The organism is Shewanella sp. NKUCC06_TVS (assembly GCF_019345515.1).
In the GTDB taxonomy this organism is placed as follows: domain Bacteria; phylum Pseudomonadota; class Gammaproteobacteria; order Enterobacterales; family Shewanellaceae; genus Shewanella; species Shewanella oncorhynchi.
Genome location: NZ_JAHKQX010000001.1, coordinates 273,977 through 300,115 on the forward strand (window position 1 = coordinate 273,977; position 26,139 = coordinate 300,115).

The following is a 26,139-nucleotide window of genomic DNA, read 5'->3' on the forward strand; positions in this document are numbered from 1 at the left end:
TCATCCAGTCTAAAAAGTTAGGCTGGATGTCCTCCACAACGATCACTCATCTTGCTCAGTGGTTTCCTGATAAGGAACAAACACTTTAAGAGATGCTGGCTGGACTTCAATAGTGAGATCCGCAGGCTTAAATACTTCACCATCAATCACATATTTACACTTAGGCTGGCTGCTGATAGTGACCTTTTTAGCATGGGCATGATGGACTTTACTTGCACTCGCTTGTTGATCTCGCACATTTTTATTACCTTCTTTCACCCATCCTGCAATCGCTAATTCAGCGAGGCTAAGCAACTGCTCTTTGGGTTCATCGCCAGCATCCAACCAAGTAATGTCGAGTAAACCGTCGGTCATGTTTGGCTCGCCATCGCCCTGTGCCAACACGCTGGTAAACGGTGCTGCATTGGCAACGATTAGGCTATTGGTCGTTAATGTTGTGGGTTTTGCATCATCTAAGCTGAGTTGGATGGTTAAAGTGATATCGGCATTCACTGCGCGCCATAAGCCATCGAGGTAGGCAAACTGGCCGAGAGCATTTTTACGCTCACGATTAGCGGATTCAATCATTTGTTGCTCAAACCCTATGCCTACAAGCAACAACACTAACTCCTCATTACAACGCGCGGTATCAATGGCTTGGCAATGCCCTTGAATAATATTATCCAGCGCCTGAGAGATAGGAATAAGCTTACTGCCTAAACCAAAGAGGGCATGACTGAGGGCATTAGTTGTGCCAAGAGGAATGATGCCTAAGACGATATCCGTATCGACGATTTGAGAGGCCACCTCAGTCACAGTACCATCGCCACCGCAGGCGATAATGATATCAGCACCTGCATTACGGGCTTGCTCGGCGAAGATATTTGCGGTTTCGTCTGCTGTTGTGAGAGTTAACGTCAGGTCAAAATAGGCTTTGAGTTCATCTTGGATTTGTTCGCTGTATTCTTGCCATTTTCCGCCGCCAGAGACTGGGTTGGCGATAATCCATGCTACTTTGTGGATGTTAATTTTCCCTTGACTGAGCATGCGATCAAGCGCGCGTAATTGCCATTTGTTTAAGCCTGCGGTTTTGCGAACTTGCTTTATCTGTTGCAGTACTTCTACGAAGTGCTGTTGTTTATCTTTACAAACCAAATAAGCGGCGAGTACCAGCACTGAGCGGCCACGACCCATAGCACAGTGGATGAGTACCTTTTTATTGGCGCGCACTTGGCGGTGCAGCCAGTTAACGGCTTGATTGAGTTGGGCACTGGTCGGCACACTATGATCTAAGATGGGAATATTTAAATACTCAATATGATCTTCAAACTGTGACCAATCTAAGCCATCAAACTCAGCGGTGACATCCAGAATGGCAGTGATCTTATTGGCTTTAATCTTTTCCAGATCCGCAGGAAAGAGTCGACAACCGAGATACAGATGTTCATCTATCCTCTGCATCGATGGCACTGAATCACATTTTCTCGCCCAATGGTTATAGAGTCGGCAACCCAATAAAAAAGGGATAAAACCCCAGCGAATATACCAAGGAATAGTGCCATCTTGGCGTTTTCTAAAAATACTGGCGCGATTAAACCAATAGGCTGAGCCGACTAAAAACAGTGACAGACTTGTCCATGCACAAATGAAAGTGAGCAGGGGAGAAGTGTCTGTTACTGCAAAATAGGCTAACAATACTGCACCTGCAGTGTACAAATATTTGATGTGGATCTTCGTTAGCATGCAAGTCCTCCAATGCCATTGTTCTTGGTTAAAATCGTTGCACTTGAATGGATAGATGTCGAGATGAGAGATGCAGAAATGAGCGAGTCTAAACCAAAAGGGTGGCAGTAGACGAGTCTATTGCCACCCTAAAGTGAGGTTTGTTTAGCACTTAGTATCTTTAGCTTTAACACCTTCTTTGACTTCTTCACAGGCATCTTCGATGGCGTTACCTGTATCAGTCATTACTTCATCGATTTTTTCGCCCGCGTCTTCGGCTTTGTTATCACTACAGGCCGTTAAACCTAGGGCGAGTAATAATGCGAATGCTGCACTTGTCATCAGGGTAAATGGTTTCATATCTATCTCCTTTTCTAAAAAAATTATAGTCGCGGTGATTTACCCTTAAGGGCATTGATCAGCAGAGAAATCACTAATAACACAATAAATATGAAGAAAATGATTTTCGCTATTCCCGCCGCTGCGCCAGCAATCCCAGCAAATCCTAACAACCCGGCAATCACGGCAACAACTAGAAATACTAATGTCCAACCTAGCATAATAACCTCCTGCCCTTGTATTAATCCTTCGCATGACCGTTTGTGTCACTTGTAAGGTAACGGCTAATGGTTATTTTTAGATTGCGAACATAGTGCCAACTTTAAAAATTTTAAGTAGTTAATTGATTTTAAATATAATTTAAATCATTTTATTTAAAATGGTGTGAGTGAATTAAAAGAGGGGTAGGCAATTTTTACCTAAGCTTCGGTAAGAGTTTCAGCCTAATACGTTGAATCAAAGACTGTGAGCTGATGTCGTTCATAAGTAAAGATAAATAAAAGCCGACACTGTGAGTTTGTGTCGGCTTGAAGATATTATGATCTTATAATACAAGATGATAGAAGCTAAATACGTTTAAAAACGATTTAATGGTTTCCAGCGTTGCAGGCTAACCGGAATGCTCGCGCCTTGGGATAACAGCAGGTTAATGCGGGATTGATACGCCGCGCCCACCATTAAATGTTTGGCTAAATCCACCGCATTACGGGCCTTATAGTCATCTAAATAACTGCCTTTGGCCCACGCATTAAATGCGCCGAGCGCTGGGCCTGCCCAAATTTGGTAATCCATTTCGCGGCCGATTTCGCCTGTGTTTGACCAGCGGCTAGACAGACCCAAATACCAGCGGAAAATCAGCGCCATCTTACGTTTGGGGTTATCCAGTGCGCGCTCGATTTGCTTAGGATCGCGCTCGTTAAAGTGGGCGACTGTGCCCGCCCAAATATCATCGAGTGATGAGCGGAACACTTGCTCTTCGAGTTTTTTACGCTCGTCCACAGGGATGGCATCAATCGAATCGTAACGAGTATAGATTTCATAAAGCTTATTGGCGCGCATCGGGAACAGAGTGCCACGCTTTACCACTTGTAATTTCACGCCCATTTCGAACATATCGGCGGCAGGCGCCATAGTCACATCGGCCATTTCTGTGGTGGCGAGCAACTTACGGGTGTGTTCACTCGCGCCCGCTTCGACGCAAGCTTGGTTGATTGAACCTGTGACAATAAACGCCGCGCCCATGTTGAAGGTGGCTAATGCTGCATCGGGAGTGCCGACACCGCCGCCAGCACCCACACGGATGGGTGTCTTGTATTGATACTTAGCTTGGATTTCATCTTTGAGCGCCAAAATCGTCGGCAAAAGCGTGACTAACGGACGATTGTCGGTATGGCCGCCAGAGTCGGCTTCGGCTGTGATGTCATCCGCCATCGGCACAAGCAATGCCATCGCCATTTGGTCTTGGCTGATAAGACCGTCACTCACTAGTTGCTGGAGGATTTTGGCAGGCGCCGGTTCCATAAACTTAGTCGCGACTTCGGTACGGCTGATTTTGGCGATGACTTTGTTGCCAATGACTATTTCGCCATGCTCGTCGCGGCTCAAACCTGCTGCGCGGTAATAAATGATTTGCGGCGTTAACCCTAAAAATGCCGAGGCTTCGACCGTGCGTACTTTATGTTTTAAGAATAACTCAACACTGCCGCGCTCTAATGCGGGCTCGCTTGGGCTGTGAATTAAGTTAAAGGCGTAGGGGCCATTGGGCAGCGCCGCTTGAATGCGGGTAATGGCCGCTTCAACGCGGGATGGAATTAACCCCGCCGCGCCAAATGAGCACAAAATGCCCGCTTGGCCCAGCGCAATAACCAGTTCTTCCGAGGCAATACCGTTGGCCATAGCGCCGGCGTAGTAAGCGTATTTAACCCCGTGTACGCGGCGAAAATTACTGTCGCCTAAACTTTGGGTGCCAAGGGCAGGCGCAAAGGCGCTGACGGGGTGTGAGCCAAGAGGCGCTTGGCTGTCGCTTGTGGTTACTTCGGCCGTTTGCGCTATGCCTAAGCCTTTTTCGCTGTGATTGACTAAGTAACAGGCTTGGCTTAAATCTTTGAGTTTTTTGCCTAATGAGTCGATATCAAAGCTTAGCGCGGCATCGTTGACTTGCCACGGCCAAGGGCTGAGTTTTTCGTTATTGCTATTGTATTGATCTAGAGTATGGCTAGTCATAGGTGTTCTCATGTTATCAGTGCCGCCCTGTGCGATGTGGATAGCCAAGGCGGCGCAACTATTCGTTATTCGTTATTTGTTATTCGAGATTAGCGTCTTTCTAACAGCGTAAACTCGCTAGGCTTCTTCAATACAGATGGCGATATCTTTAACTTCATAAATCCGCAGACCATCTTTACTCAAGTTGGCATCGCCCATAATGATGCGTTTACCATTGTCGTCTGTCACGCTGGTAATGTGCACATCCAGTGACATCTGCTTGTTTAATGGGTTAATTTGACCGCGATACTTCCATTTGATATCCGATAAAATCTGCCCAAATTTAGGATTGTTAAAGCCAGCGCCAAGGTCTTGGTCAATCGCATAGGTTTGCATCAGCTCGATAATGGCTTCAACCCCTAATGAGCCTGGCATCACAGGATCTTGATGGAAATGGAATTGGAAGAACCAATCACTCGGGTCAATGGTGCGCTCGGCGTATAAATAGCCAAGGCCCGCCTTACCGCCGGCTTTCACGATTTCAGCCTTGTCGATAAAGTTAAGTTGACCGCCCGCTAAACGGTAATGCGGCTGACCTTCTGGTGCGTTAAAGCTGCGATGTTGTTTATCTAACAGATTGATTTGGCTATCGGCTACTATGCCATTTTGCACATGCCAAGGCTGAGTGATCTTGCCGTTGTCTATGCCTAACTGGTTTTTCAGCGCATCGCCCTTGAAGTAACCAAATACCGCTTTACCTTGATAGAAAGGCTCGCCATCGCAGCTTAATTCAAAACTAAAATTCTGAATGATGTTACTGCCAGCAATCACAGTCGATAACAAACGTGAGTCGTTCACTATGGTTTTGCCACGTAAATCCACATGGCGCAGCAGCTTACCGTTGCCGTCTAAGTTACGGAAGAACAGCTCTTGGCCGGGGAAGCCCAATGTGGTGCCCATATAGCCCGAGATAAAGCCGTTTGGCTGCAGTGATATTTCCATTAGCACTGAATAGGGCATTACGGCGTGATGGCTGTTTTTATCGTAATACCAAGCGTTTGCAGGCACTTCGTATTCGGCTATACACGAAGAGGGCTTTTTCAGTTCGCCGCGTTTGCCGTCAATCGCAATGACGCGAGTCGTGAGCTGCAAATCACCGCAAGGCGTGCGCGGTGGAATTAGGCCGCGATAGATGCTGAAATCGGGGCCGAAGCAGTTTTCGATGTCGCCAGTGGCAAATTCGAACATGTGGTACGGCGTGAACGGCAGGGTATCGGGCACGCGGTTAGCATACTTTGAATCCGCTGGCGCAATCGGTGCAGGCACATGTTGCAGAGGCACTACGCCTTTATTGGTTGGTGCAGTTAAATCAGCCAACTGCGCCATTAGCGGCGCGGCTAACGATACTGGTGTTGTCGAGGTAAGCAGCGCATTCTTATTAGCAGTGTTGGCATCATTATCCGCGAGGTAGCGGGTGCATTCGGCTTCTTCTTTGATCATCACCCCAAGGTTTTGGAAATCCACCACCACTTTGCCATTGAGCAAAATATCGATATTCGCCTTAGCATACGGGCGCGGGCTCATACCTATTTCGGTGATTTCCATGCGATAGGTGAGCAGGCCAGATTGCGGCAAGACTTGACCGCGACAGCGCACTTTTTGTGACGCGTTTTCTAGCGGTTGGAAACGACCATCTTTAACGCCGAGGTGCATACCAATATGCAGCATAAAGAATTGCAGTAATTGACCACAGCCTTCGGCCATTAACGATCCCGCCATCACTTGGTCGCCCTTGAAATGACACGGGAAATACCAATGATCAGCTTCGAGCTGCTTATGGCCTTGAACTGAGCCTAAGCCCCACGCGCCGCCATGCACCTCAAGATTGCTGACCTGTTCAATCATCAGGAATTTTTCGGATGCAAAACATAAAGAGGGCTGCAACCCATATTGGGCTTGATGCGCCGCATGGGCGCCGCCAAAACAGCCACCGATATCGGCGCCGAGCAGTTTATGGATTTGACTGTAATCAAATTGGTTTTGTGCGCAGTTAAGCAACGGAGTAAAGCGCGGCTTATTGGGATTATTGAGCGCAAGGTCGCGAGTTTTGATTTCAGCTTCGGTGCGAATAACGCCTTTGCCGTCGGCGAGTTCCTTGTCGGTGAAGAAGCCGGCGCAGCCGCCATCCATTTTCAGGATCAGCTTATCGCCCACAAAACATTCGTAGGAGAAGAAGAACAACAAGGTATCGCCATTGCGGGCAAAGTTGTTGATGGAAATGTCGTAGCGCAGGGTGTCGCCACCTCGTGGTAAGTCGCCAAGGAAGGTCAGGGTGCAATCGAGCAGGCGATAAACGCGCTCGCCCTTGTTTTCAAAATCGATACCTAAGTAACTGATCAGCATCAAGTCGCATTGACCCGATTCAACCGCCACGGCCCAAGGGATTTGGCCATCGACCAAATACGGCGCGTCCACAGGAATATCGTATTCTGTGGTCATAGTGCAAGGCTGATATTGGTTCATCTGGGCGTTTAATTTCGTTACCCGAGATACCAGTAAATAGTCTGTGGTTGGCAGGCGTACACGGCGCGAATAGCTGTCGATAATGGCATAATCTGGGCCAAATACTTTAGCAATATCACCTTCGGCGTACTCGACTAAATCCGCATAATCCCAAATGCAAGGCTTGCTTATCGGTGTTGGCGGCGTGTACTCAGGCACTTTTGCATGATTGGGATAAAGCACAGGATGTGGAAGAACCGCTGTCGCAGATGCCGGAACAATGGCTTGCTGTTGTACCGGTGCAGTTTGGCCATTGACGGCTAACTCGCTGGCAAGCTGGGCTTTCATCAAGGCATCGGCCAGTTTCAGTCCTTCAGCGCGACTTTGCAAAAAGGCTAAATGCGCCTCACGGGCGAGTTGCTGATTTCTTAAAAATGCCGCGTCTTTTAGCTCTGCTTGAGCGGCGTTTTTATTGGTGCTTAGGGCATTCATTGGCATGCTGCTTAATGTCTCTTTTTGTTGAGCCGTGGTTGGGCTGCTTGTTGCAAAGCGACTCGTGTCTTTGCTCGCTATTTGGGCCAAATGCTTGCGCTGGCTGCGTGCTGGCAGTGCTGTCATGGCTTGGGCTTTTTGTTGTATAGCATCAAGGCCTGCGAGCGGCGTATCCAGGATATGCTGATAGATATCGCGGCCACCGAGCGTTACTTGTTTTATTAAGTGTTTTTGCTCAGAAAGCGTTAAGTCTTGTTCAAGCCTTTGCTGCAAACTGTGCGCTTGCGTGGCACTTTGGCTGAGCAGTAACTGCGAGCATTTACCTTGGCTAAACGTCGCTACGAGCGCGTTCTGCTGAGCTTGAGAAGAATGCTTGTTAAGTTGCGCTTGATTTTTAAGCTGCACCTGATTTTTAAGCTGAAGCAGCGCGCTCAAAATACTCGCCATTCCTGCGGCGGCAAAGTTGTGGCCTAGGGTATCAGCGGCTTGGCTGCGCTGGTTCACACTCGGCAACAGGGTATTGAGTACCAGCTCTGAATCGGCAAGTTGCTCAACCGCAATACTGGTTTCAATCAAGCTAATCTGGCTGCTATTCACCTTGGCTTGGGTTAGCAAGTCATCGCAAATGCGCGCCGTGTTACTGTGACCCTGTTTGTTACAAATCGCGCCAAATACTTGGCCGCTGATATGACCATAGCTGTTGCTATAGGCATCATTAAGTAGAACATTAGTATTTGAATTTTCAGCAGTTAGCACCAGTGCGCCAGCACCTTCACCGACTTTCCAACCAGTGTCAGTGGCATTAAATGCCACTGGCGATACGGCGTTTTTGAGGATCACTTGCTCAAGGCTGCCACTTAAATCGACGGCGGCAATCACTACGGCATCCAAGGATTCTTGGGACAAGAGGTTCTCGGCCACATCGATACAGCGGGCGACCGATTGCTCCGCCGCCGAAATGGTGAAGGCAGGGCCGTTAAAGTCCCAAAGGGATGCGATACGTGACGCCATGATGTTGCCAATAAAACTGGTGTATTGGTTCAGTTTGGCGGCATCGAGCACACTGTCCATTGCGATTTTTTCAAGGGCGAGATACTCAGCTTGTGTGAGTGTTATTCCTTGTTTTTTAAGGCTGTCTGCCAGTTGGGTGTGTAGATTTACGCGGCCACGGAACTGGTGTAATTCGAGTTCGGTTTCCATTGCCACTAATACGGCCACCTTGCCGCCGGGTTTTAAGTTGGCATCGCGGATTGCTTCATCGGCCACTTTGATCAGCAGCAGTTGCTGGGAGATCAGGCGGTCGTCTTCATTGGGCGGCACTTTAAAACGCAGGAAGTCAAAATCGAACTGGTCGATATAGGCGCCTTGTGGTACAGAAGGCAAGCCAAAGTTAGCTAAGATCTCAGGGTGTTTATCTAAGCCTTTCCAGCGTTTAGCGGGCAGCGGGATAAAGGCATCTTGTCGAGCATGAATGGTGTTATCCAGTGCATTAATGGAGGATAAAGGCCCGAAGTGTGATGCTAAGCCAATGATATTTAATGGTGTATGCTGATAGTTTACTTGGGCTGTACTCTGCTGATGTTTGCTACTGGTATTTGCCGGTACATAGGATTCCAGCAACAAATGCGCGTTACAGCCGCCAAAACCAAACACGGAAACACCCGCGTGGCGGCGGTCATTGCCAGCTTTATCGGGCCACGCATGCAGTTCTGTCGGTAGATTTTTACCGCTAAACAAACCCTTAGGTGAGGATATCGGCGCCGATAAATTAATACTTGGCGGCAAGCGGCCCGAGCGCATGGCAAAAATCATCTTCATGATCCCCGGCATGCCCGCGGCTGTGAGTAAATGGCCTAAGTTGGATTTTGCCGAGCCGATCAGCGGCACTGCAGAGCCCGCGAGTTTGTCCTCAAAAAAGCGTTCCATCGAGGCGAGTTCGACTTTATCCCCAAGCGGTGTGCCCGTGGCATGGCATTCAATCACTTCGATATTAGCAGGCAGTGTGTTTGCTGCACTATAGGCGCGCTCGAAGGCTTGCACTTGGCCCTTGCTATTGGGGCTTAATACAAACTGGCCTTTACCGTCGTTCGACAAACCAATGCCGCTAACGACGGCATAGATGTTATCGCCATCGCGCTCGGCATCTTCTAAGCGTTTTAAGACTAACACCCCAGCGCCTTCTCCGGCGAATAAGCCCTTGCTGTTGCTATCAAAGGGCGCTGAAATACCGTGATCTGGGTAGGCGTGGAAAATTGAAAATCCCATGTTGATAAAGAAGGGATCGGCGCCCGATACTGCGCCCGCAAGCATCATATCGGCCTTGCCAGTTGTTAGGTAATCGCAGGCGAGTTTGAGTGCATAAACCGAGCTGGCGCAGGCGGCGTCCAGACTCAACTGAGTGCCACCCAAACCGAGTGCATCGCTGACCAGTTTTGAGGCTGTGTGAGCAACGGCGCCATTGGCGATGTTTAAGGCTTGGCTATTGGCATTGAGATCGTTAACTGAGTTGCCAAAGTCAGCCAGCTGAAATGCGCTTTGGTTAAGTTTGTTTTGCAGCGCCTTTTCAACAGTTTGATGATACAGAGGCAAAAACAGTTCGTTGGAGCGGGCCGTGGGGAACGACAAGGTTCCCATTACAATACCTGTGCGCGCCAGTACGGCATCGCTTGGTGCAATCCCTGCGTCTTGAAGGGCTTTGCGACTGCAATCGAGTGCCCATAAAAAGCTTTCATCTAACCCGTCAAAGGCGGACTCAGGCAGTTGATAACCCTTGGCATCAAACTCAAAGTGTTGGATGTAGCCGCCTTTATCACAGTAAAAACGGTCAGATTGCCCCTGCACACCTTGGTAATCGGCGGGATTGGCATTGAGCTTTTCGCGACTGATTTGGGTGCGAGAGTCTTTTTTATCCAACAGATTTTGCCAGAAGGTTTGTGGATTATCGGCGTCAGGATACTGAGTCGCAAGGCCGACAATCGCAATTTTTGATGCGCTTTTTGATGCGCGGTTTGACGCAATGGTAGGCACGTTAGTTTTATCAATAGTAGGGGAATGCTGAGAACTCACTGGGGTTCTCCTTTTGGTGATACTGCTGATGATAAAGGGGCTGCGTTAGCACTTAATGGCTGAATAAGCGGCGCGAGCGACAGCGGCACTCTGTGGCTTATTAGCTGAGCTAAACACTTGAGTAAGCTGGTAATCGTATCGGCACCTTTGGCATTGCAAGCAATGGCGGCTGTTACCTCGTTCGCCGTGCTTTGGCCTGCATGGGCATGGCTGATTTTATCTATGAGTGTGCTGGTTTGCCTATCGGCGCCCACTTCGACAAACAGCCTAGCGCCTTGCTCAGTGGCATTTTGAATGAGCGCACTAAAGTCGAGTGGCGAACAAAAGGTATCGGCAATCGCGCGGCCAATGCTGTGACTATCAACGGTGACTGGCGCAGTTTGCGCTGCGCTGATAAAGCGAATAGGCAGATCTTGCGCCGCCGCTTTCAGCGCCTCAGGTTTCAGTGCCTCGGGTTTTAGCGCTTGAGTATAGAAATCTTGTACTTGCCCGTGGACTAACATGGCAGGCGCAGTATGCATTGCCGTGACGCGATTGGCAGCAATGCCGCGTTTGCCTAACTTGGCAAGTAGGGCTTTACAGCTTGTTTCGCAGCCTGCAATAACGCAGGTATCACCTTGAATGATGGCTAAGTAAGCGCGAGGGAACTCTGGCAATAATGCCTTGATTTCATGGCTATCAGCGCGTACCACAAAGCTGTTCCACACTATGGATTCATTATCCGCAAGCTGCCACGCTCGGCGCACTGCGGTTAGCTCGCCAGAAATGGCATGGTTGAAAATATCGCTATTTTCTGTGGCGTTGATCATAGCATGGGGCGTTTGCCACACATCTAGGCTGGCCCACATGGCTGCTTCGCCCATTGAGTAACCGAGCGCCATTTTTGGCTTAATATTAAAGACTTGGGTCAACAGTTTAGTGAATAGATAACTGGCGCCCACGCCACTAATCGCTTGCTGGCTTAAGCTCATGCCCGCTGCAGTTTTTACATCTGCGGCATAAATCTGCGATGATTGCAGCATGGCGCTTAAATCGCCTTCACGTTCTAGCTGGTGATACAGCGCGGGGAAATACTCATGCAAGTTATTGAACATATTGGCGTAAACAGTGCCAACGCCGGGATATACAAAGGTCAGCCCCGCATCCCCTAGCGGCTTAGCGGTGAAATAGCTACCCGCTGGTGTCTTAAAGGGGTGACCATGATGACGCACTGAATCATTTTCAAGCGCCGAAAGCATAGCTTTGGCTTCAAGTTTGAGGTCATCAATTGATGCCGCCATTAAGACTAACGCCAGAGGCGCGTTGGCATCATAGCGTTCAAACCAAGGTTTGAGATATTCCGCGTGAAAGCCTACGCAATTTTCCAGAGTGTTAACTAGTTGCAATACTTGCGCGATGAGTGAATCAATATTGTCAGCACTTATCGGCACAAACAGCCGGTTTTCATCAACAAGGGCTTTGGGTGCGATAACTTGTGTGCCTTGGGTCAGTACTAGGCTTTGGCTTAGATTTCGAGACACATCCGTTTTACTTGACGTTTTTGCTACAAGATTTAGACACAAAACCCGCGCTTGATGTTGGTCGCTAAACCAATAGCCTGCTTGATGATTTGTGCCGTTTGCCTCTTTAATATCAGTTGCGCCATGAAGCGGCGCTTGTGTTCGCGCAGCGAGGGCGGTTACGCCTTGGCGCAGCGCAACAAATGCCTCGTTGAGTGTGTTGGCGACGAGCTGATGCTGAACGGTTTGTGCTGGGCTGCGCTTTGCCGCCGCTAATGCAGCATTAGCAACAGCCGCCGCTAATGCAGCATTAGCAACAGCCGCCGCATTTTCAACAGCCGCATTAGCATCACCTCTTGTCTCATTACCAGCGGCAAAACCAGCAATAAACGCGTGGGCGTGGAGGCGCAGTTTGGCGGCGGTTAAACCATCGAGCAAGTACAGAGACTGGGGCTGATTGCCATCATTAAATGTAAGTTCAACGAGCTTGCCTTGCTCAATGGCTGTTGTTGCTTGGCTTAATAACGCAGTGAGCGACCTTTGCTCATGCACTGACGGCTCATACACTGACGGTTCATGCACTTTTGGTTCATGAGCTGTCGATTGGTTGGCATCGGCAGCGCAAATCTGAACTCTTTCACGTTCTGCAAACGTTCCTAATACTTGGGCTGAGTAAGGGGAAAGGTTGACCGCATCGCCAAGCAACACTGCAATACGCAGTGGCTTGGCGCTATTTGTCGTTGCTAAAGGAGAGGCTAAGTTCACTCGACTTTTGCCTCCACGCTTTCAATGGCTTTATTCGCAGCGGTTTGATTAGCAGCAACTTTATTAGCTAAGAATGCACCGTTAAGGTTTTTGCTGATGGTGACTTTGGCGTTGTTCATCTCACAGCTTAAGCGGCCATCTTGATGATACAGCGTGATATTGGCTTCAAGGGCACGGCCAGAGTGTTTTACTACTTCGAGCACTAGATACCCTTTATCGCCAAAGGCAAACGGCGCATGGGAAATAAACTCACCAATGCTTGATGGTAAACTCGCCGCGCCATATTTGAGTTTCGCCCACACTAGCATCGCCTGTAGCAACAAATCTTCCGCAAAAGCTTGTGAGCCTTTAGGGGCCAGATTGGGCACAAAACTCCCGCAGTCCGCTAACGCAACATGGGGTAGGCTCACCTTGGCGATTAAGCTCGCATCGTCAAATTTCAATACAGACTCAATACCTTGCAGTCTTGGGCCGTGGAAAAGCGTGCCGTCGCTGTAAAGGCTGCTCGCGGTTGTGATGGCATCCAATCCCGCCAAGCTTTGCGCGTCAAAGGCTGTTGCTTTGCTGTTAGTGGCTAAGTAATCACTCGCCGCGTCATCAACAGCATCATCAACGACTAGGATGGCCTGATATTGCGGACGACCTTCAAAGCTGATTAAGGCACTGAATTGTTCACTCAAGCGCTCGTCAGTGTTTGTCGCGGCGTTATCCGTTAACGCAATCGGTGCAAGTTCAAGTTCTAGCGTGATTGGCGCTTCACTTTCTAACACTCCATTTTGTAACACGGCAGTGTCGAAAATAATGCCCTTCAACAGCTTGTAGCTTTGCACTTTGACTGGTTGCTTGAGCACATCAAAGGCGGCTTCACGCATCCACTGAATCGCGCACACTGTCGGTAATACGGGATGACCGTTAATGCAGTGATCTTCAATAAAGATCATTGCCTTAGGGTCCAGTGTGCGCTGCAGTGTTAGCGGTCGCGTGAAAGCGATTGCAGCAAGTGTTGATGCCAAAGCATGCGGATCCGACGCATCAGTGGTTAGATCCGCTTCAGGCTTTTTTAGATTGCTACCTTCAGTCTCTTGCAATTTATTAGAAGTGTCGTCATGAGGTGCGCTGCCTTGCATGTCAGTACCGACCAGCAATTGTACGCCTGTGTTGCTCAGTAATTGGCTCGCAAATAACTCAGCACCCGCCTTTAACGGGATCACATAAACACCGCGATCCATAAACATCTTTTTCAGCGCAGGATTCACCATGCCGCCGTCCCACGGGCCCCAATCGAAGCTCATCACTTTGGCATTTGGCAGTTGCTGCGCCAGTTGCAGTGCGGCTTTGTTGAGTATGTCGTTGGACATAGCGTAATCGCTTTGGCCGGTATTGCCGTAAAAACCCGCCGCCGAAGAGAACAGGGCGATCAGTTTTACTTTATCTAAATCCAGTGCGGCAAGCAGATTGCTAATGCCTGTGACCTTAGTGCCATACACCCGTGCTAACTCATCTAAGGTCTTGTCTTGGATGTGTTTATCGGCGAGTACGCCCGCACCATGGATGATGCCAGTAATAGGTGATAACTCGGTGATAGGCACTATAGTGCTGGCGATCGCATCTGGATTGTTTACATCGAGACTTAAGTACTCGGCACTCGCGCCTACGGCGGTAAAGGCTTCTAGTGCGGCTGCAATTTCTAGGCTGCTTTGCACTGGCCATACTAAGGCATCCACTTGTTTTGGCGTGGGTTTCTCGCCAATTCCTTGTTTATTTAAGTTTTGAATGTGGGCAATAGCTGCGGCTTTAAGTTCACTGTTATTTTTACCCTGTGCCCAAGCGGGAATGGCTTGTTGGCTGCTTCTGCCAGCAAGGATAAAGTGCGCCTTGCTGCGTTTGGCTAAACTTAGCGCACATTCAAAGGTCACGCCTTTTGCGCCACCGGTCACCAGTATTTTATCTGCACTCGTCAAGTTTGCTGCGCCGTGGCGGGTATTAGCCTTGCCAGCAACTAAGGTTACGCGCTCAAGTGCTTGGGCTGCGCCTTGGCTAACACCGACTTCCAATACGTTATCGGTTGCAAATAGCTCTGCGATCACAGCATTGGCCAGTTGCTTGGCATCAAGTGCTGGCGCGATATCTAAGGCGCGGCAATGCACGCTTGGCCACTCGTGGCTTAAGGTTTTAGTCAGACCTGCCAATGCCGCTTGGTTTAACTCGCTGCGGGCAATTTGGCTGTGGTTAAGATAGCCAAAACCACCGTCGATACGACTGACGCTGATAAAGCTACTGCCAGTATTGGCGGTTGCTGCTGTTGTTAAAGGCGGCTGTAAGTGCTTGGCGAACAAGAACGCTTGCTCGACCGACGCTTTGGCGGCACTGGACAACACTAAACCTTTCGCATCTGCTGAGGTTTTATGTTGTGGTTGCAGATGAATAAAGCCTGCAACTGGACCTAAGTTTTTGATCTCATTAATCACTGCGCTGATGCTGGCATCGTCAATCGCCGCCAATGTGAAGCTGGCAATGTGGCTATTGAGCGGTGATGCATTGGCCACAAGGTTTTCAGGCGAGCGCACAACCGCAACCGTTAAACCTTGAGCATGCAATTTTTCGGCAAGTACGCCAGCATTGTGACCATCATCGCTAATGATAATGCAGGCATCTTTAGCAAAAACGCGTGGCAGACCTTGTTGCGCTGATTGCTTTGACGATTGCTGTGGCGATAGTTGCGTTAGCTCAGCCGCCGCTGGCAACTTTTTTAGCACCACCTCACTATGGGGTGGTAAATCATGTGGTGGTAAATCGATAGTAGGTTCAGGCTGAACGACAGCGCTAACTGGCGCGGCATTCTGGCTTACCGCGTTTTGGCCTAGCTTGCTTTGCCCTATTTCTTTCGAAAAGAGTGCAACGATTTCACCTAAGGTGCGACACTCGGCCAGATCTTCAGGATTTAGCTCCGGTAAACCCGGCAGTTCGTCTTGCACTGTGCCTAGGATTTCAACGCGCTTGATAGAATCGATACCTAAATCGGCTTCCATATCCATGCTGAGTTCCAGCATTTCAGTGGGGTAGCCTGTCTTGTCGGCCACTACTGACATCATGGTTTGTTGGACTTTTTCAGCGCTTAAACCGTTATTTGTTGTAGCGGTAACAGTGACTTGCGCTGCTGTTGTAGCTGAAACCGAGCCAACCGCAGGTAGTTTGTCATTTTGTGTAAGCTTACTTTGCATGTAGTCAACGATTTCGCCCAAGGTGCGGCACTCGGCCAGATCTTCAGGATTCAACTCAGGTAAACCCGGTAGTTCGTCTTGTACTGTGCCTAAGATTTCAACGCGCTTGATGGAATCGATACCTAAATCGGCTTCCATATCCATGCTGAGTTCCAGCATTTCAGTGGGATAGCCAGTCTTGTCGGCCACCACAGCCATCATGGTGCTCTCGATTTCAGAAGCATGCACTAACGCAGCGCTTAAACCGTTGGCGGCAGGCGCAGCTTGTGCTGTTGTAGAAACTACAACTGAACCTGCTGCTGGTAGCTTGTCATTTTGTGTAAGCTTACTTTGCATGTAGTCAACGATTTCACCCAAAGTACGGCACTCGGCCAGATCTTCTGGGCTGAGTTCAGGTAAGTTGGGCAGTTCGTCTTGCACTGTACCTAAGATTTCAACGCGCTTGATGGAGTCGATACCTAGATCGGCTTCCATATCCATGCTGAGCTCCAGCATTTCAGTGGGGTAGCCAGTCTTGTCGGCCACCACTGCCATCATAGTTTGTTGAACAAGTGCAGCACTTAAGCCGTTATTTGTTGCAACTGTGACTGACGTTGCTATTGGAGCTGAAACCGAGCCCACTGCTGGCAGTTTAGAGTTCATGTAGTCAACGATTTCACCTAAGGTACGACACTCGGCCAGATCTTCTGGGCTGAGCTCTGGTAAACCCGGCAGTTCGTCTTGTACTGTACCTAAAATTTCAACGCGCTTAATGGAATCGATACCGAGATCGGCTTCCATATCCATGCTGAGCTCCAGCATTTCAGTCGGATAGCCTGTCTTGTCAGCCACCACAGCCATCATGGTTTGTTGTACTAACGCAGCGCTTAAACCGTTAACGGCAGGTGCGGCTGTTGCCACTTGAGTTGCCACATTTGCAGTAGTAATAGGCGCTACGATAATTGAACCCACTGCTGGAAGCTTGTCATTTTGTGTAAGTTTACTTTGCATGTAGTCAACGATTTCACCTAAGGTGCGACACTCGGCCAAATCTTCTGGGCTAAGTTCGGGTAAACCCGGCAGTTCATCTTGCACTGTGCCTAGGATTTCAACGCGCTTGATAGAGTCGATACCTAAATCGGCTTCCATATCCATGCCAAGTTCCAGCATTTCAGTGGGGTAGCCTGTTTTATCGGCAACCACAGCCATCATGGTGCTCTCGATTTCAGAAGCCTGAACAAGTCCAGCACTTAAGCCGCTCGTTGCTGGTGCCGCAGGTGTCACTTCTGGCATCACTACAGCAGGCATGACTAATGCAGGAGCGGCAGGCGCAACTTGTACAGTCACAGCAGGTGAATAAGCAACGGGAGCGGTTTGCACAACAGGTGCAACAGGTGTGCTAACCGCTTCCGTTGCAACAGCTTGAGTCACTGGTGCAGCATTATGTGGCATTGTCGTTGCAGCAACAGGCGCTGGATCAACAGATGCTGGAGCCGGCGCAGTTGCTCGTGGCTGACTTGCAACTGCTGGAGTAAAGTTAATCGGTGCATTGTTTAACATCGCCAAGGCCGCTTGGCTGCTACTGCTTTGTAGCTGCATAAATTCGGCGTGGCTTTGCAGGGTTTGTGCTTGATGCTGGTGGAACATCTCCATCGAGCGTTGCAGGCTTTCAGGGATTGCAATGCCAAGGCTTGCCATCTTGGCTTGTTCTGTCATCAGTGTCGTGAAAGTATCGCCGTATTGCTGTGGGATAGCTAAAAACTGTTGATGTAACTGAGCCGCTTGAGATTGTGCGCTGAAAAATGCCGTTAACGCATCGCTGCTGACGTTTGGTGTGCTTGGGCTCATCAACTGCGCCGTTGCTTGTTGTGCGTGATTATTTAAGCCTTGCGTCACGCTTGGGGATGTTTGTTTCATTTCAACAGCTGCCACTTGATTCGCTTCCACTTCTATTATTTTTTCAACCACTTTTTCGACGATGACTTCTTTCTCAACGATTTTTTCGACTTCTTTTTCGACAACCGTTTCAACGATGCGATCCACATATTGCACTTGGCTAGTCACGCTGCCTGTGGCGAGGGATTTCGCCATCTTAGCTTTGGTTGCAGTACTAATATGGTTAGTGGCTGTGAGTTTGATGTTCATCGCCGATGGCGCTTCACGCTCGGCAATTTCTTGTGACGTGACGGCTTGATAGGGGTCAATCTCAGTTAACGCCACACCGGCTACCGCGAGTTGCACTGCGGCTAAGCGTAATTGGCTGTCACTGTCGCCCTTAGGATTCGGGTTCATGCTGACAAGGCAAAGCTCATTTAAGTGTTCACCTAAGGTATTTTCAACTAACTTTTGCAGTATGTTCTTAGGGCCAAACTCAACAAACACACGGGCGCCAGCGTCATACATGGCCTGCAGTTGTTCGCTAAAGCGAACCGATTGCAGCATGTGTTGCTTAAATTCTGCTTTAATCGCTTTGCCATCGCTTGGATGTAGTTGACCTGTGCCGTTGGCATAAAGCGCGATTGAAGGTGCGCTAAATTTTGCTTTATCAATGGCTTTGGCAAAGGGTTTTTGTGCGTGTCCAACCAATGGGGTATGGAACGCGCCTGAGACAGGCAGGGCAATCGCTTTAAAGCCCAGTTCACTAATGGCTTTCGCGGCCAGCTGAGTTTGCTCTGTGCCACCTGCGATGACTAATTGCGTCGGCGCGTTGTAGTTGGCAATTTTAACGCCATCAAACTGGGCTAAACAGCTATTGATCGCATCGATATCATTCTTTTGCTTAAGAATAATCGCGAACATGGTTCCTAAATCAACTTGAGTCCCAGTATCGCTCGGCACTTGCGCCATGGCATGTCCGCGGGCGAAGGCCAGTTCGACGTAATCTTCATTGGAAATCACGCCTGCCGCGCAAAGGGCTGACAATTCACCAAAGCTGTGACCTGCCACCATATCGGGGGCAAAACCCGCTTGCGTTAATAGCGAATATTGCGCCATTGAAACCGCTCCTATGGCGCTTTGAGCGAACATAGTATTGGTCAGTGCCGCTTCTTGGGCTTTCACCGCATCGGCATCGAATGCTGGAATAGGGTAGAGGATGTTCGATAACGGTGTTTGACCGTGGTGAGCAAATACTTTATCGCTGGCCGTCACTTGTTGGCGCATTTCCGGGAAATGACAGGCGAGTTCGCGGCCCATGTTCAGGTACTGTGAACCTTGGCCGGCAAACAGAGCGGCTACTTTCTTTGATTCATCTTTAGTGAGCAAGGCATGGGAGCGGTAGCTGATCCCAGAAGGTAGCTGCCACGCCTCGTTTGCACTGGTTTCTAGGTGCCCGCTTTCTAAATGCGCACTGCTTTCTAGATGAGAGATGGCTTGATTTAACTGAGCTTGCAGCTGAGCGATATCCTTAGCCACAAAACCTAAACGGGCATCTGTGTCTGCCAGCACGCGCAGCGGATATTGCTGAGCGATAGCGTTTAGGCTCGCAGCGCTGCTCTTATTCGCGTTTGCGCTTGTGTTCACGCTTTGGCTCAGCGCAGCTTTTAACTCGCTAAGTAGCGCGGCTTTATTGGCTGCGGCAAACAATAGCGTTTGCGGCACACTGCGCTGACGATATTGCTCATCGCGGCTGTGCTCAGGTTTGTATTCTTCTAATACAAGATGGAAGTTCGTGCCGCCAAAACCAAAGGAGCTTACACCTGCACGGCGCGGCGTTGCATCGGCGCGCTGGAACCATGGGCGAGTTTCGGTATTTAAATAGAATGGCGAACTTTCGATATTCAGTTTTGGATTAGGCTGGCTGACGTTAATGGTCGCAGGCAATACCTTGTGGTGTAGCGCTAGCGCGGCTTTGATCACCCCGGCAGTACCAGCGGTGGATTTAGTGTGGCCCACTTGGGATTTCACTGAACCTAACGCGATATGTTGATTTGTGTCGTTGCCTTGGGCAAATACCGATTTTAAGCCGTTGAATTCAGCCACATCACCCGCTGCAGTACCCGTGCCATGGGCTTCAACTAAGCCAATGCTGTGCGGTGCAAAACCCGCGTCGTCGTAAGCACGTTCGAGTGCTTTGGCTTGGCCCTCAGGGCGCGGCGCATAAATACTCTTAAACTTACCGTCAGATGAGGCGCCAACGCCTTTGATGACGGCATAAATCCGGTCGCCATCGCGCTCGGCATCCTCAAGGCGTTTAAGCGCGACCATGCCGATACCTTCGCCGATCATCATGCCTTTTGAATCGATATCAAAGGGTTGAATGGTTTCATTGGTGGTGAAGGCTGGCGTTTTTGAGAAGCTCATGTACATGGACGGTGAGTTGTCGGTACAAACGCCGCCGGTTAACATCATGTCGCTGCGACCTTCGGTCAGTTCAGTTAACGCCATACGCATAGCGGCAAGCGAGCCCGCACAGGCAGCATCGACCACACAGTTCATTCCGCCAAAATCAAAACGGTTGGCGATACGGCCTGCAATCACGTTGCCTAAGGACCCAGGGAAAGAGTTTTCTTCCCAGTGGATATATTGGTCTTGGAACTTTTTGATCAGCATTTCGCTGTCTTCATCGCTCAGGCCGCTGCTTTTGAATACTTTTTTAAGCACTGGATATTGCAGGCGCGAGTTCAAGCTCTGACTGATTTTTTGACCACCACCCACACCTAGGGTGATGCCGATACGATCACGATCGTAATCGGTGGGCAGATTGGCGTCGGCAAGCACTTCTTTGGCGACAATCAGCGACAGCAGTTGCGAGGTATCTGTCAACTCAAGAATATTGGGTGGCAGACCGAATTCCATTGGATTGAAGTCGACTTCTGGTAAAAAACCACCGCGTTTACAGTAGCTTTTATCGGCTTTGCTTTTGTCGGCATCGTAGTAATCTTCGGCGCGCCAATGGGTGTCTGGGATGTCAGTAATGGCATCGATTTTTTCGCTGATCAAATCCCAAAATTTATTTAAATAACGCGAGTTAGCGAAGATGCTGGCCATGCCGACGATGGCAACGGGCATATCTTTTAAACGTTTGTTGAGTCGTTTATCTTTTTTTGACTCAGTCGCAGAATTAGGTACAGAAGGGGTATGGCTCATAAAGAGTCTCCACGGGTCGACCTGGATACGGTGACCTTGTTTTGGGATCCAGCCGCGTTTGTCTTTGGCGTGCCATGGGCACCGGGAAAACGGGCTAAGAAGGTGTGATAGTTGCGAACGAGCAACTTTCGTAAATGAAACGGCCCATGTCTGAGGACATAGGCGATATATCTATTGGTCGCTTGGGTATTGCTGTCTTGATAAATATCGAGGTAAATCCAATCACTTGCTGTGTCTACGCCTAATAGTACTGAGCTTGGTGCTTGCTCTGTGAGTTGCGGCGGTATGGTGAGTGAGACCACTTGCACCACAGTATCACCGTCGGTACTTGGCAGAGCCAGCGCCTTGGCCAAGGTTTCTGGATTGACCGTATAGGTTTGGATATCGCTGCCTTGAGTCACAGGCAATTGATTAAAATAGCGTTCGGGTACTTGTGGTGCTTCAAACTCATCGAGCCGCGATATGCCGTAGCGCTTTAAGCAACGAGCAAGGCCGGAGCGCGATACATTGGGATTAATGTAGGTTTGGGTGACGTGGAGCAATCTATCTAAGGTGAGTTTGAGTTGATAGCGTAATCCCACCACCACATATTCTTCCATCGGCGTGAGCGTGGTATTGAGGTGATGGGGCGTGTTCGAACTGTTACTAATGGACTCACGCTTCCGCCATTTACGGACTGTTGCCTCAGTAATATTTAAAATTTTTGCCAGCTGGCTGACGCTCAGATCCGATTGCTGGATAAAGAGTCGCATTTCAGGCGTGGTGGTGGCGTTTCGATGCCGAGGTGCGCTGTCTTTTTTCGCCGCTTGAGTTGTGCTCTTAGGGGCGTAAGACGGCGCTTTAGATTGAGAGTCGCGAGCTGCCATTAATAATAATTATCATCCGACATAATCTATTGGGACTGAGAAGCCATTTTGGCTGAGTCAGCTGTGGCACTCTTGAAGAACATAGTGACACTCATCGTAAAACCTGTGCTTATCATCTGTGTCACTTAATGGGGATGCAGATTACCTGAGGTTTCGGGTCGATACAATCATCTGGGACTGGAATTTATTGGCTTTCGTTGAGTAATGGTATTTTCTGTGCGTTATGTTGGGTTTTCGCTGACCGCTTGGGCTTTTTAATACTTTGATAGTGGAAGAATTAAATTTTTAGGGGCGATAAAGGCCGCTTTTTTGAGTTAGCGGGGTAAAATAGCCCAATATTGGCTTAAGCCTCCTCTGCAAGGAATCAGACTGTGCGGCTAAACCTATTAATTTGGGCGCAAAATCTTGGCGCAATTGCAGCAAAAATTTGCGCTTAGGATGGCGTTCAGAGTCGTTCTAAGAATTGCTCTTATTAGAGTGTGGCTAAGAATTGAAATAGGGCTTAGTTGAAACTATTTAAGATGCATAATGAACTCAGATAACAATGAACCTAGACAATACCGAGATAAGAATGTTGCTAAGTGCTCTCCAAAAAGCCAGACAATGATAACCATCAGCCGCAAGGCTTTGTCCTGCAAGGCCCTTAAATGACCTACTCCAGAACATCTAGCAAAAACGGCGTGAATGTGGATCTATTTTTTATTCCACTGAACGATATTTCAGCGGCGCAAACATCACTTGCCGAGTCTTGGTTAAGTGATGATGAACTCGCTAAGGTCGCGCGTTATCGCGATCCCAAGGCGCAAATAAAGGGATTACAGGTCAGGGCAGCGTTGCGGGCCGTGTTATCTCGCTATGCGGATTTATTGCCACACGAGTGGTGTTTTGAATATGGCGCTAAGGGCAAACCAAGTTTAACGGCGAAATTGCAACAGCAAACGGGGCTTGAGTTTAATTTAAGCCATAGCGGCGATTGGTTATTGATTGGTGTGGCTCAGTTTCATGGCGTTGAGTCTGGTTTATTTGGTGTCGATATTGAAAGGTCACGGCCGAAGACGGATATCTATCCGATTTTAAATCACTATTTTTCTCCCCAAGAAACCGCAGCCTTGCTCGCCCTCGCCGATGAAGCGAGTCAGCGGCAGCGCTTTTTCGATTTATGGGCGCTAAAGGAGTCCTATATTAAGGCGACAGGACTAGGTTTAGCGCAGTCGCTCAAATCCTTTGCCTTTGAGCTTAAGCCGTTTGAACAACTGGCGGCCGGATCGGTTGAGCTTAGATACCAAGATGCTGCGTTGATGCCGTTCTGTGGTGTAGCGCCTTTGCTGAGTGTCTATCCTAATATTCCGCTGCAAACCATTGATGCAAGTTCATTGTATTGGCAAACCTATTTTGGGCGTTTGACCGAGGAGTACCGTTTTGCCGTGAGTTTAGGGCATGCTGGTAACACCGAGATTTCCATAATGCTAACGGCGCAACTGAGCAACATAGAAGCCTTACTTGCCGATTATGGTTAACTTGTCTTATTCATCTTCGGTTAAACATTGCTGGGTATAGTCACGCCCATAATATTTTGAATTTGAATGAAATAAATGAGGTTTAACAATGAAACGGATTAAGTGCCTAATACCTGCCACTATGATGGTGTTGCTATCTGGTTGTGGTTATTTTGGTGGCGATGAAAAGCAGCAATTGGAGCAGGCTTGGTTAGCCCAAGATCCACAGTTGCAGCAAGTGGTTGAGCAAATTCGTGCTAATGGCTTAGATGTTGTGGCTCAAAGCGCGGCAGTAGGCACAGTTTCGGCCTGTGTGGCTGAAAAACTCAGCCAAGATCCGCTGGGTAAGTTAGTCAATGTTGAAGGCTCGCTGGTAGAGTCCGCTAAGGTGGCAGAGTTGCTGGGTGACTTACAGAAAGTAATGGAGCAAGACATCAGTTTTGATCAGGTCGCGAGCTTGCTACAAAAGGGCGCCGATGCGGCGGCTTATGCTAAAAGTCTTATCGAGCAACAAGGTTTAGATCAAGCCTTACAAAGCCTTAAGCAAATGGTGACTGCGAGCGAGCAATTTGCCCAGCAAGACTTAGGCGTGCATTTTCAGCAGTTATTGCTTGAGTGCAAAACTTCAGTCCCAACGCCAGAGTCTGCGAATTAATTCTCTTACTTTAATCTAGCCTTTAAAGATTGCACGATAGAACATGCCGTGCAAATGACTATCCGTACTTCACTCTTTTGCTTACAGAACGCGACTCACCAAGTGTCAGAATGGTTAGTGCTAGTGTAATTTTTCCATAAAACGCCCTGAAGATTCAGGGCGTTGATTTGGTTATTTCGCGCTTGGTAGTGGGACGATTTCAAAGCTTTCATCGAACTTTACTAAGGTCGACGCTATCTTACCGAAGGCATCTTTATCACCCTCTAACTTGGCAGTACCCTTAGCCAGTAACTCTTTAAGTGTGACTTTTCCGAGTAAAATCCCCGTAATATAGCGTTTATCAATATAAAGATTGGCATCGGCCTCCATCGGTTTATCAACCTTAATATTGCTTAAATTACCGTTACTTAGTTCAACATAGAGCGTTTCTTGGGTGTCGGGGTTAATCACATTAAGCCTGATTAGCCCAAGTTCAGCAGCTTTGAGGCTATCGACTTTTACGGCGAGGAAGTCAAATAGGGTCGATATGTCCATTTCTCCTAAAATATCTGCAGAGGCCGATTTAGGCGCGCCGGGTTGAATGCCTACGCGTAACTCTTGGGCGCCAGTGAGGTAAATGTTGCGCCAGCCAGCACCTTCGGCTTGATAACCCAGTTGCTCATAGGTATCGGCAAGTAATTGTCTTGCCTCTTTGTTATTAGGTTCTGCCATCACGACTTTATTGAGTGCGGTGGCCACAAAACGGTACTCGCCTTGGGCATAGTCGGCTTTGGCGTGTTTCACTACGGCTTTGGCACCGCCCATATACTCCACAAATTTCGTCGCTTCATCTTTTGTCGGTAGTGGGTTTAAGTTGGCGGGATTCATATCGAAATAGCCAAGGTACATGTTGTACACGGCTTTGGCATTATGGCTGTAGGTGCCATGGTAACCATTGGTGTACCAAGTATCGCGCACAGCCTTAGGGATAGTGGTTTGAATCGCATCGCCAATATCTTGAATACCCACGCCATTATTGGCTAAACGCAGGGTTTGATTATGCACTAGGCCATAGTTATCCCTTTGCATTCTTAAGTATTGGTTTATATCAGTATTGCCAAATACGGGGGCTGAGTGGGCAGTGAATATAACCTGTGCATCATTACCAAAATGAGTCAGTAATTCGTTGATATCCTTAGACCATTTTATCGCATCTCGGACTTTTGCCCCGCGTAAGGTATAAATGTTGTGCATGCCGTGGTAGGTGAGCTCTGCGGTCCACAATGCTTTCATTGAGGGAATATAGGTGGCCATTTCCGAGGCGGCTTCTGTGCCTGAGGCATCCATAAACACCATGTCGATACCATCAATAGTGAGTGTTTCCCACTTGTCTTTGGCATTTAAGGTGACATCGGGTTTAACGTAGGTCACTTCGCCTTTGGATAATCCCTTAGCAAGTGCGGCATCGACAATGCCTTGATCGTTTCGCTCTAATGTGGCGCCGTATTGATAGGCGGCGCGGCGGCTCATGGCATTACCGGCAAGCACGTTTTCGTCGACAATTTCTTTGGTGATGTTATTGGAACCATAGACTTTGACGTTTGGGAACATATCTTTGATGGCGCGGGAGCCGCCAAAATGATCTCCATGACTGTGGGAATAAATCATTGCGACTACGGGTAAGTCATTGCCCTCGGGCAAGTGTTTAAGCGCAAACTTAAGGGATTGCTTTGCTGACTCTTTGGTGAGCAGTACGTCATAAAGGATCCAGCCCGTTTTACCGCGGATAAGGGTTAAGTTCGATAAGTCTGTGCCACGCACTTGATAAATGCCATCTGTGACCTTGTATAAGCCGTTAGACACCATATTCAATTGAGCTTGGCGATAAAGTGAAGGGTTTACTGTGTCTGGAGTTTTGTCGCCAATAAAGCTGAAATCGGCACGTAAAATGGCTGCTGTTGGTTCATCTAGTTCAGCAATAAGATTTTTAGAAAACTCTTCAAAGGCTTTTTTATCGGCAAAATTAAGGCTTGCTGCCGTGGCTTTGTTTACCGCAATGGTTTGCTCGGTGGCAGGCTTTCCCTGATAGTGCAGGCTAATATGTTCATGCTCATGTTCAGCGGCCACGGCGCTTAAAGAGAAGCTTGCGATAATACTCATTGTCATCAAAGATTTTTGCATTATTTTACCTACCGAAAAGTGGGATAGTGTCGTTGATGGTTTGAGTATAGCCAGCTTGTGTATTTAGATAACTCGAGTTAGCTTGGGTTGTAATATTCATATAGTGAA

Annotated in this window: 11 protein-coding genes; 2 read left to right on the plus strand and 9 right to left on the minus strand. The window is 48.7% G+C overall.

Annotation, left to right across the window (positions count from 1 at the left end; all coding sequences use genetic code 11):
- Positions 1–42: 42 nt before the first annotated feature.
- The 8 genes from KO531_RS01105 to KO531_RS01140 form a co-directional block, all read right to left on the minus strand.
- Positions 43–1,722 (minus strand): diacylglycerol kinase family protein, encoded by a 1,680-nt coding sequence (locus KO531_RS01105; protein ID WP_219250164.1) that lies wholly within the window; start codon positions 1,720–1,722, stop codon positions 43–45.
- 144 nt (positions 1,723–1,866) lie between these two features.
- Complete coding sequence (locus KO531_RS01110) at positions 1,867–2,061, minus strand: hypothetical protein (protein ID WP_028760637.1); 195 nt, start codon at positions 2,059–2,061, stop codon at positions 1,867–1,869.
- A 23-nt stretch (positions 2,062–2,084) separates the two neighbouring features.
- Positions 2,085–2,261, minus strand: coding sequence for a DUF1328 family protein (locus tag KO531_RS01115; RefSeq protein WP_028760636.1), 177 nt, complete (start codon positions 2,259–2,261; stop codon positions 2,085–2,087).
- 355 nt (positions 2,262–2,616) lie between these two features.
- Entirely contained in the window at positions 2,617–4,263 is a 1,647-nt protein-coding gene (pfaD, locus tag KO531_RS01120) for an eicosapentaenoate synthase subunit PfaD (protein ID WP_219250262.1), read from the minus strand.
- 117 nt (positions 4,264–4,380) lie between these two features.
- Positions 4,381–10,302, minus strand: a complete 5,922-nt coding sequence (locus KO531_RS01125) for a beta-ketoacyl synthase N-terminal-like domain-containing protein (RefSeq protein ID WP_219250165.1) — start codon at positions 10,300–10,302, stop codon at positions 4,381–4,383.
- Complete coding sequence (locus KO531_RS01130) at positions 10,299–12,566, minus strand: PfaB family protein (RefSeq protein WP_219250166.1); 2,268 nt, start codon at positions 12,564–12,566, stop codon at positions 10,299–10,301. Before KO531_RS01130 ends, KO531_RS01125 begins: the two co-directional genes overlap by 4 nt.
- Positions 12,563–20,854: a type I polyketide synthase gene (locus tag KO531_RS01135; RefSeq protein WP_219250167.1), complete on the minus strand. Its 8,292-nt coding sequence runs from the start codon at positions 20,852–20,854 to the stop codon at positions 12,563–12,565. Before KO531_RS01135 ends, KO531_RS01130 begins: the two co-directional genes overlap by 4 nt.
- The gene (locus KO531_RS01140; RefSeq protein ID WP_219250168.1) at positions 20,851–21,720 is read right to left on the minus strand and encodes a helix-turn-helix domain-containing protein; all 870 of its coding nucleotides are present in this window, start codon (positions 21,718–21,720) and stop codon (positions 20,851–20,853) included. The genes KO531_RS01135 and KO531_RS01140 overlap by 4 nt, the downstream gene beginning before the upstream one ends.
- Positions 21,721–22,367: 647 nt before the next feature.
- Between KO531_RS01140 and KO531_RS01145 the strand changes: the two genes are divergently transcribed.
- A complete protein-coding gene (locus KO531_RS01145; RefSeq protein WP_219250169.1) occupies positions 22,368–23,237 on the plus strand; it encodes a 4'-phosphopantetheinyl transferase superfamily protein in 870 nt (289 codons plus the stop codon).
- A gap of 88 nt (positions 23,238–23,325) precedes the next feature.
- The gene (locus KO531_RS01150) at positions 23,326–23,871 is read left to right on the plus strand and encodes a hypothetical protein (protein ID WP_219250170.1); all 546 of its coding nucleotides are present in this window, start codon (positions 23,326–23,328) and stop codon (positions 23,869–23,871) included.
- Between the two features lie 171 nt (positions 23,872–24,042).
- Here KO531_RS01150 and KO531_RS01155 read toward each other — a convergent pair whose 3' ends face one another.
- The gene (locus KO531_RS01155) at positions 24,043–26,031 is read right to left on the minus strand and encodes an alkyl sulfatase dimerization domain-containing protein (RefSeq protein ID WP_219250171.1); all 1,989 of its coding nucleotides are present in this window, start codon (positions 26,029–26,031) and stop codon (positions 24,043–24,045) included.
- Positions 26,032–26,139: the final 108 nt, after the last annotated feature.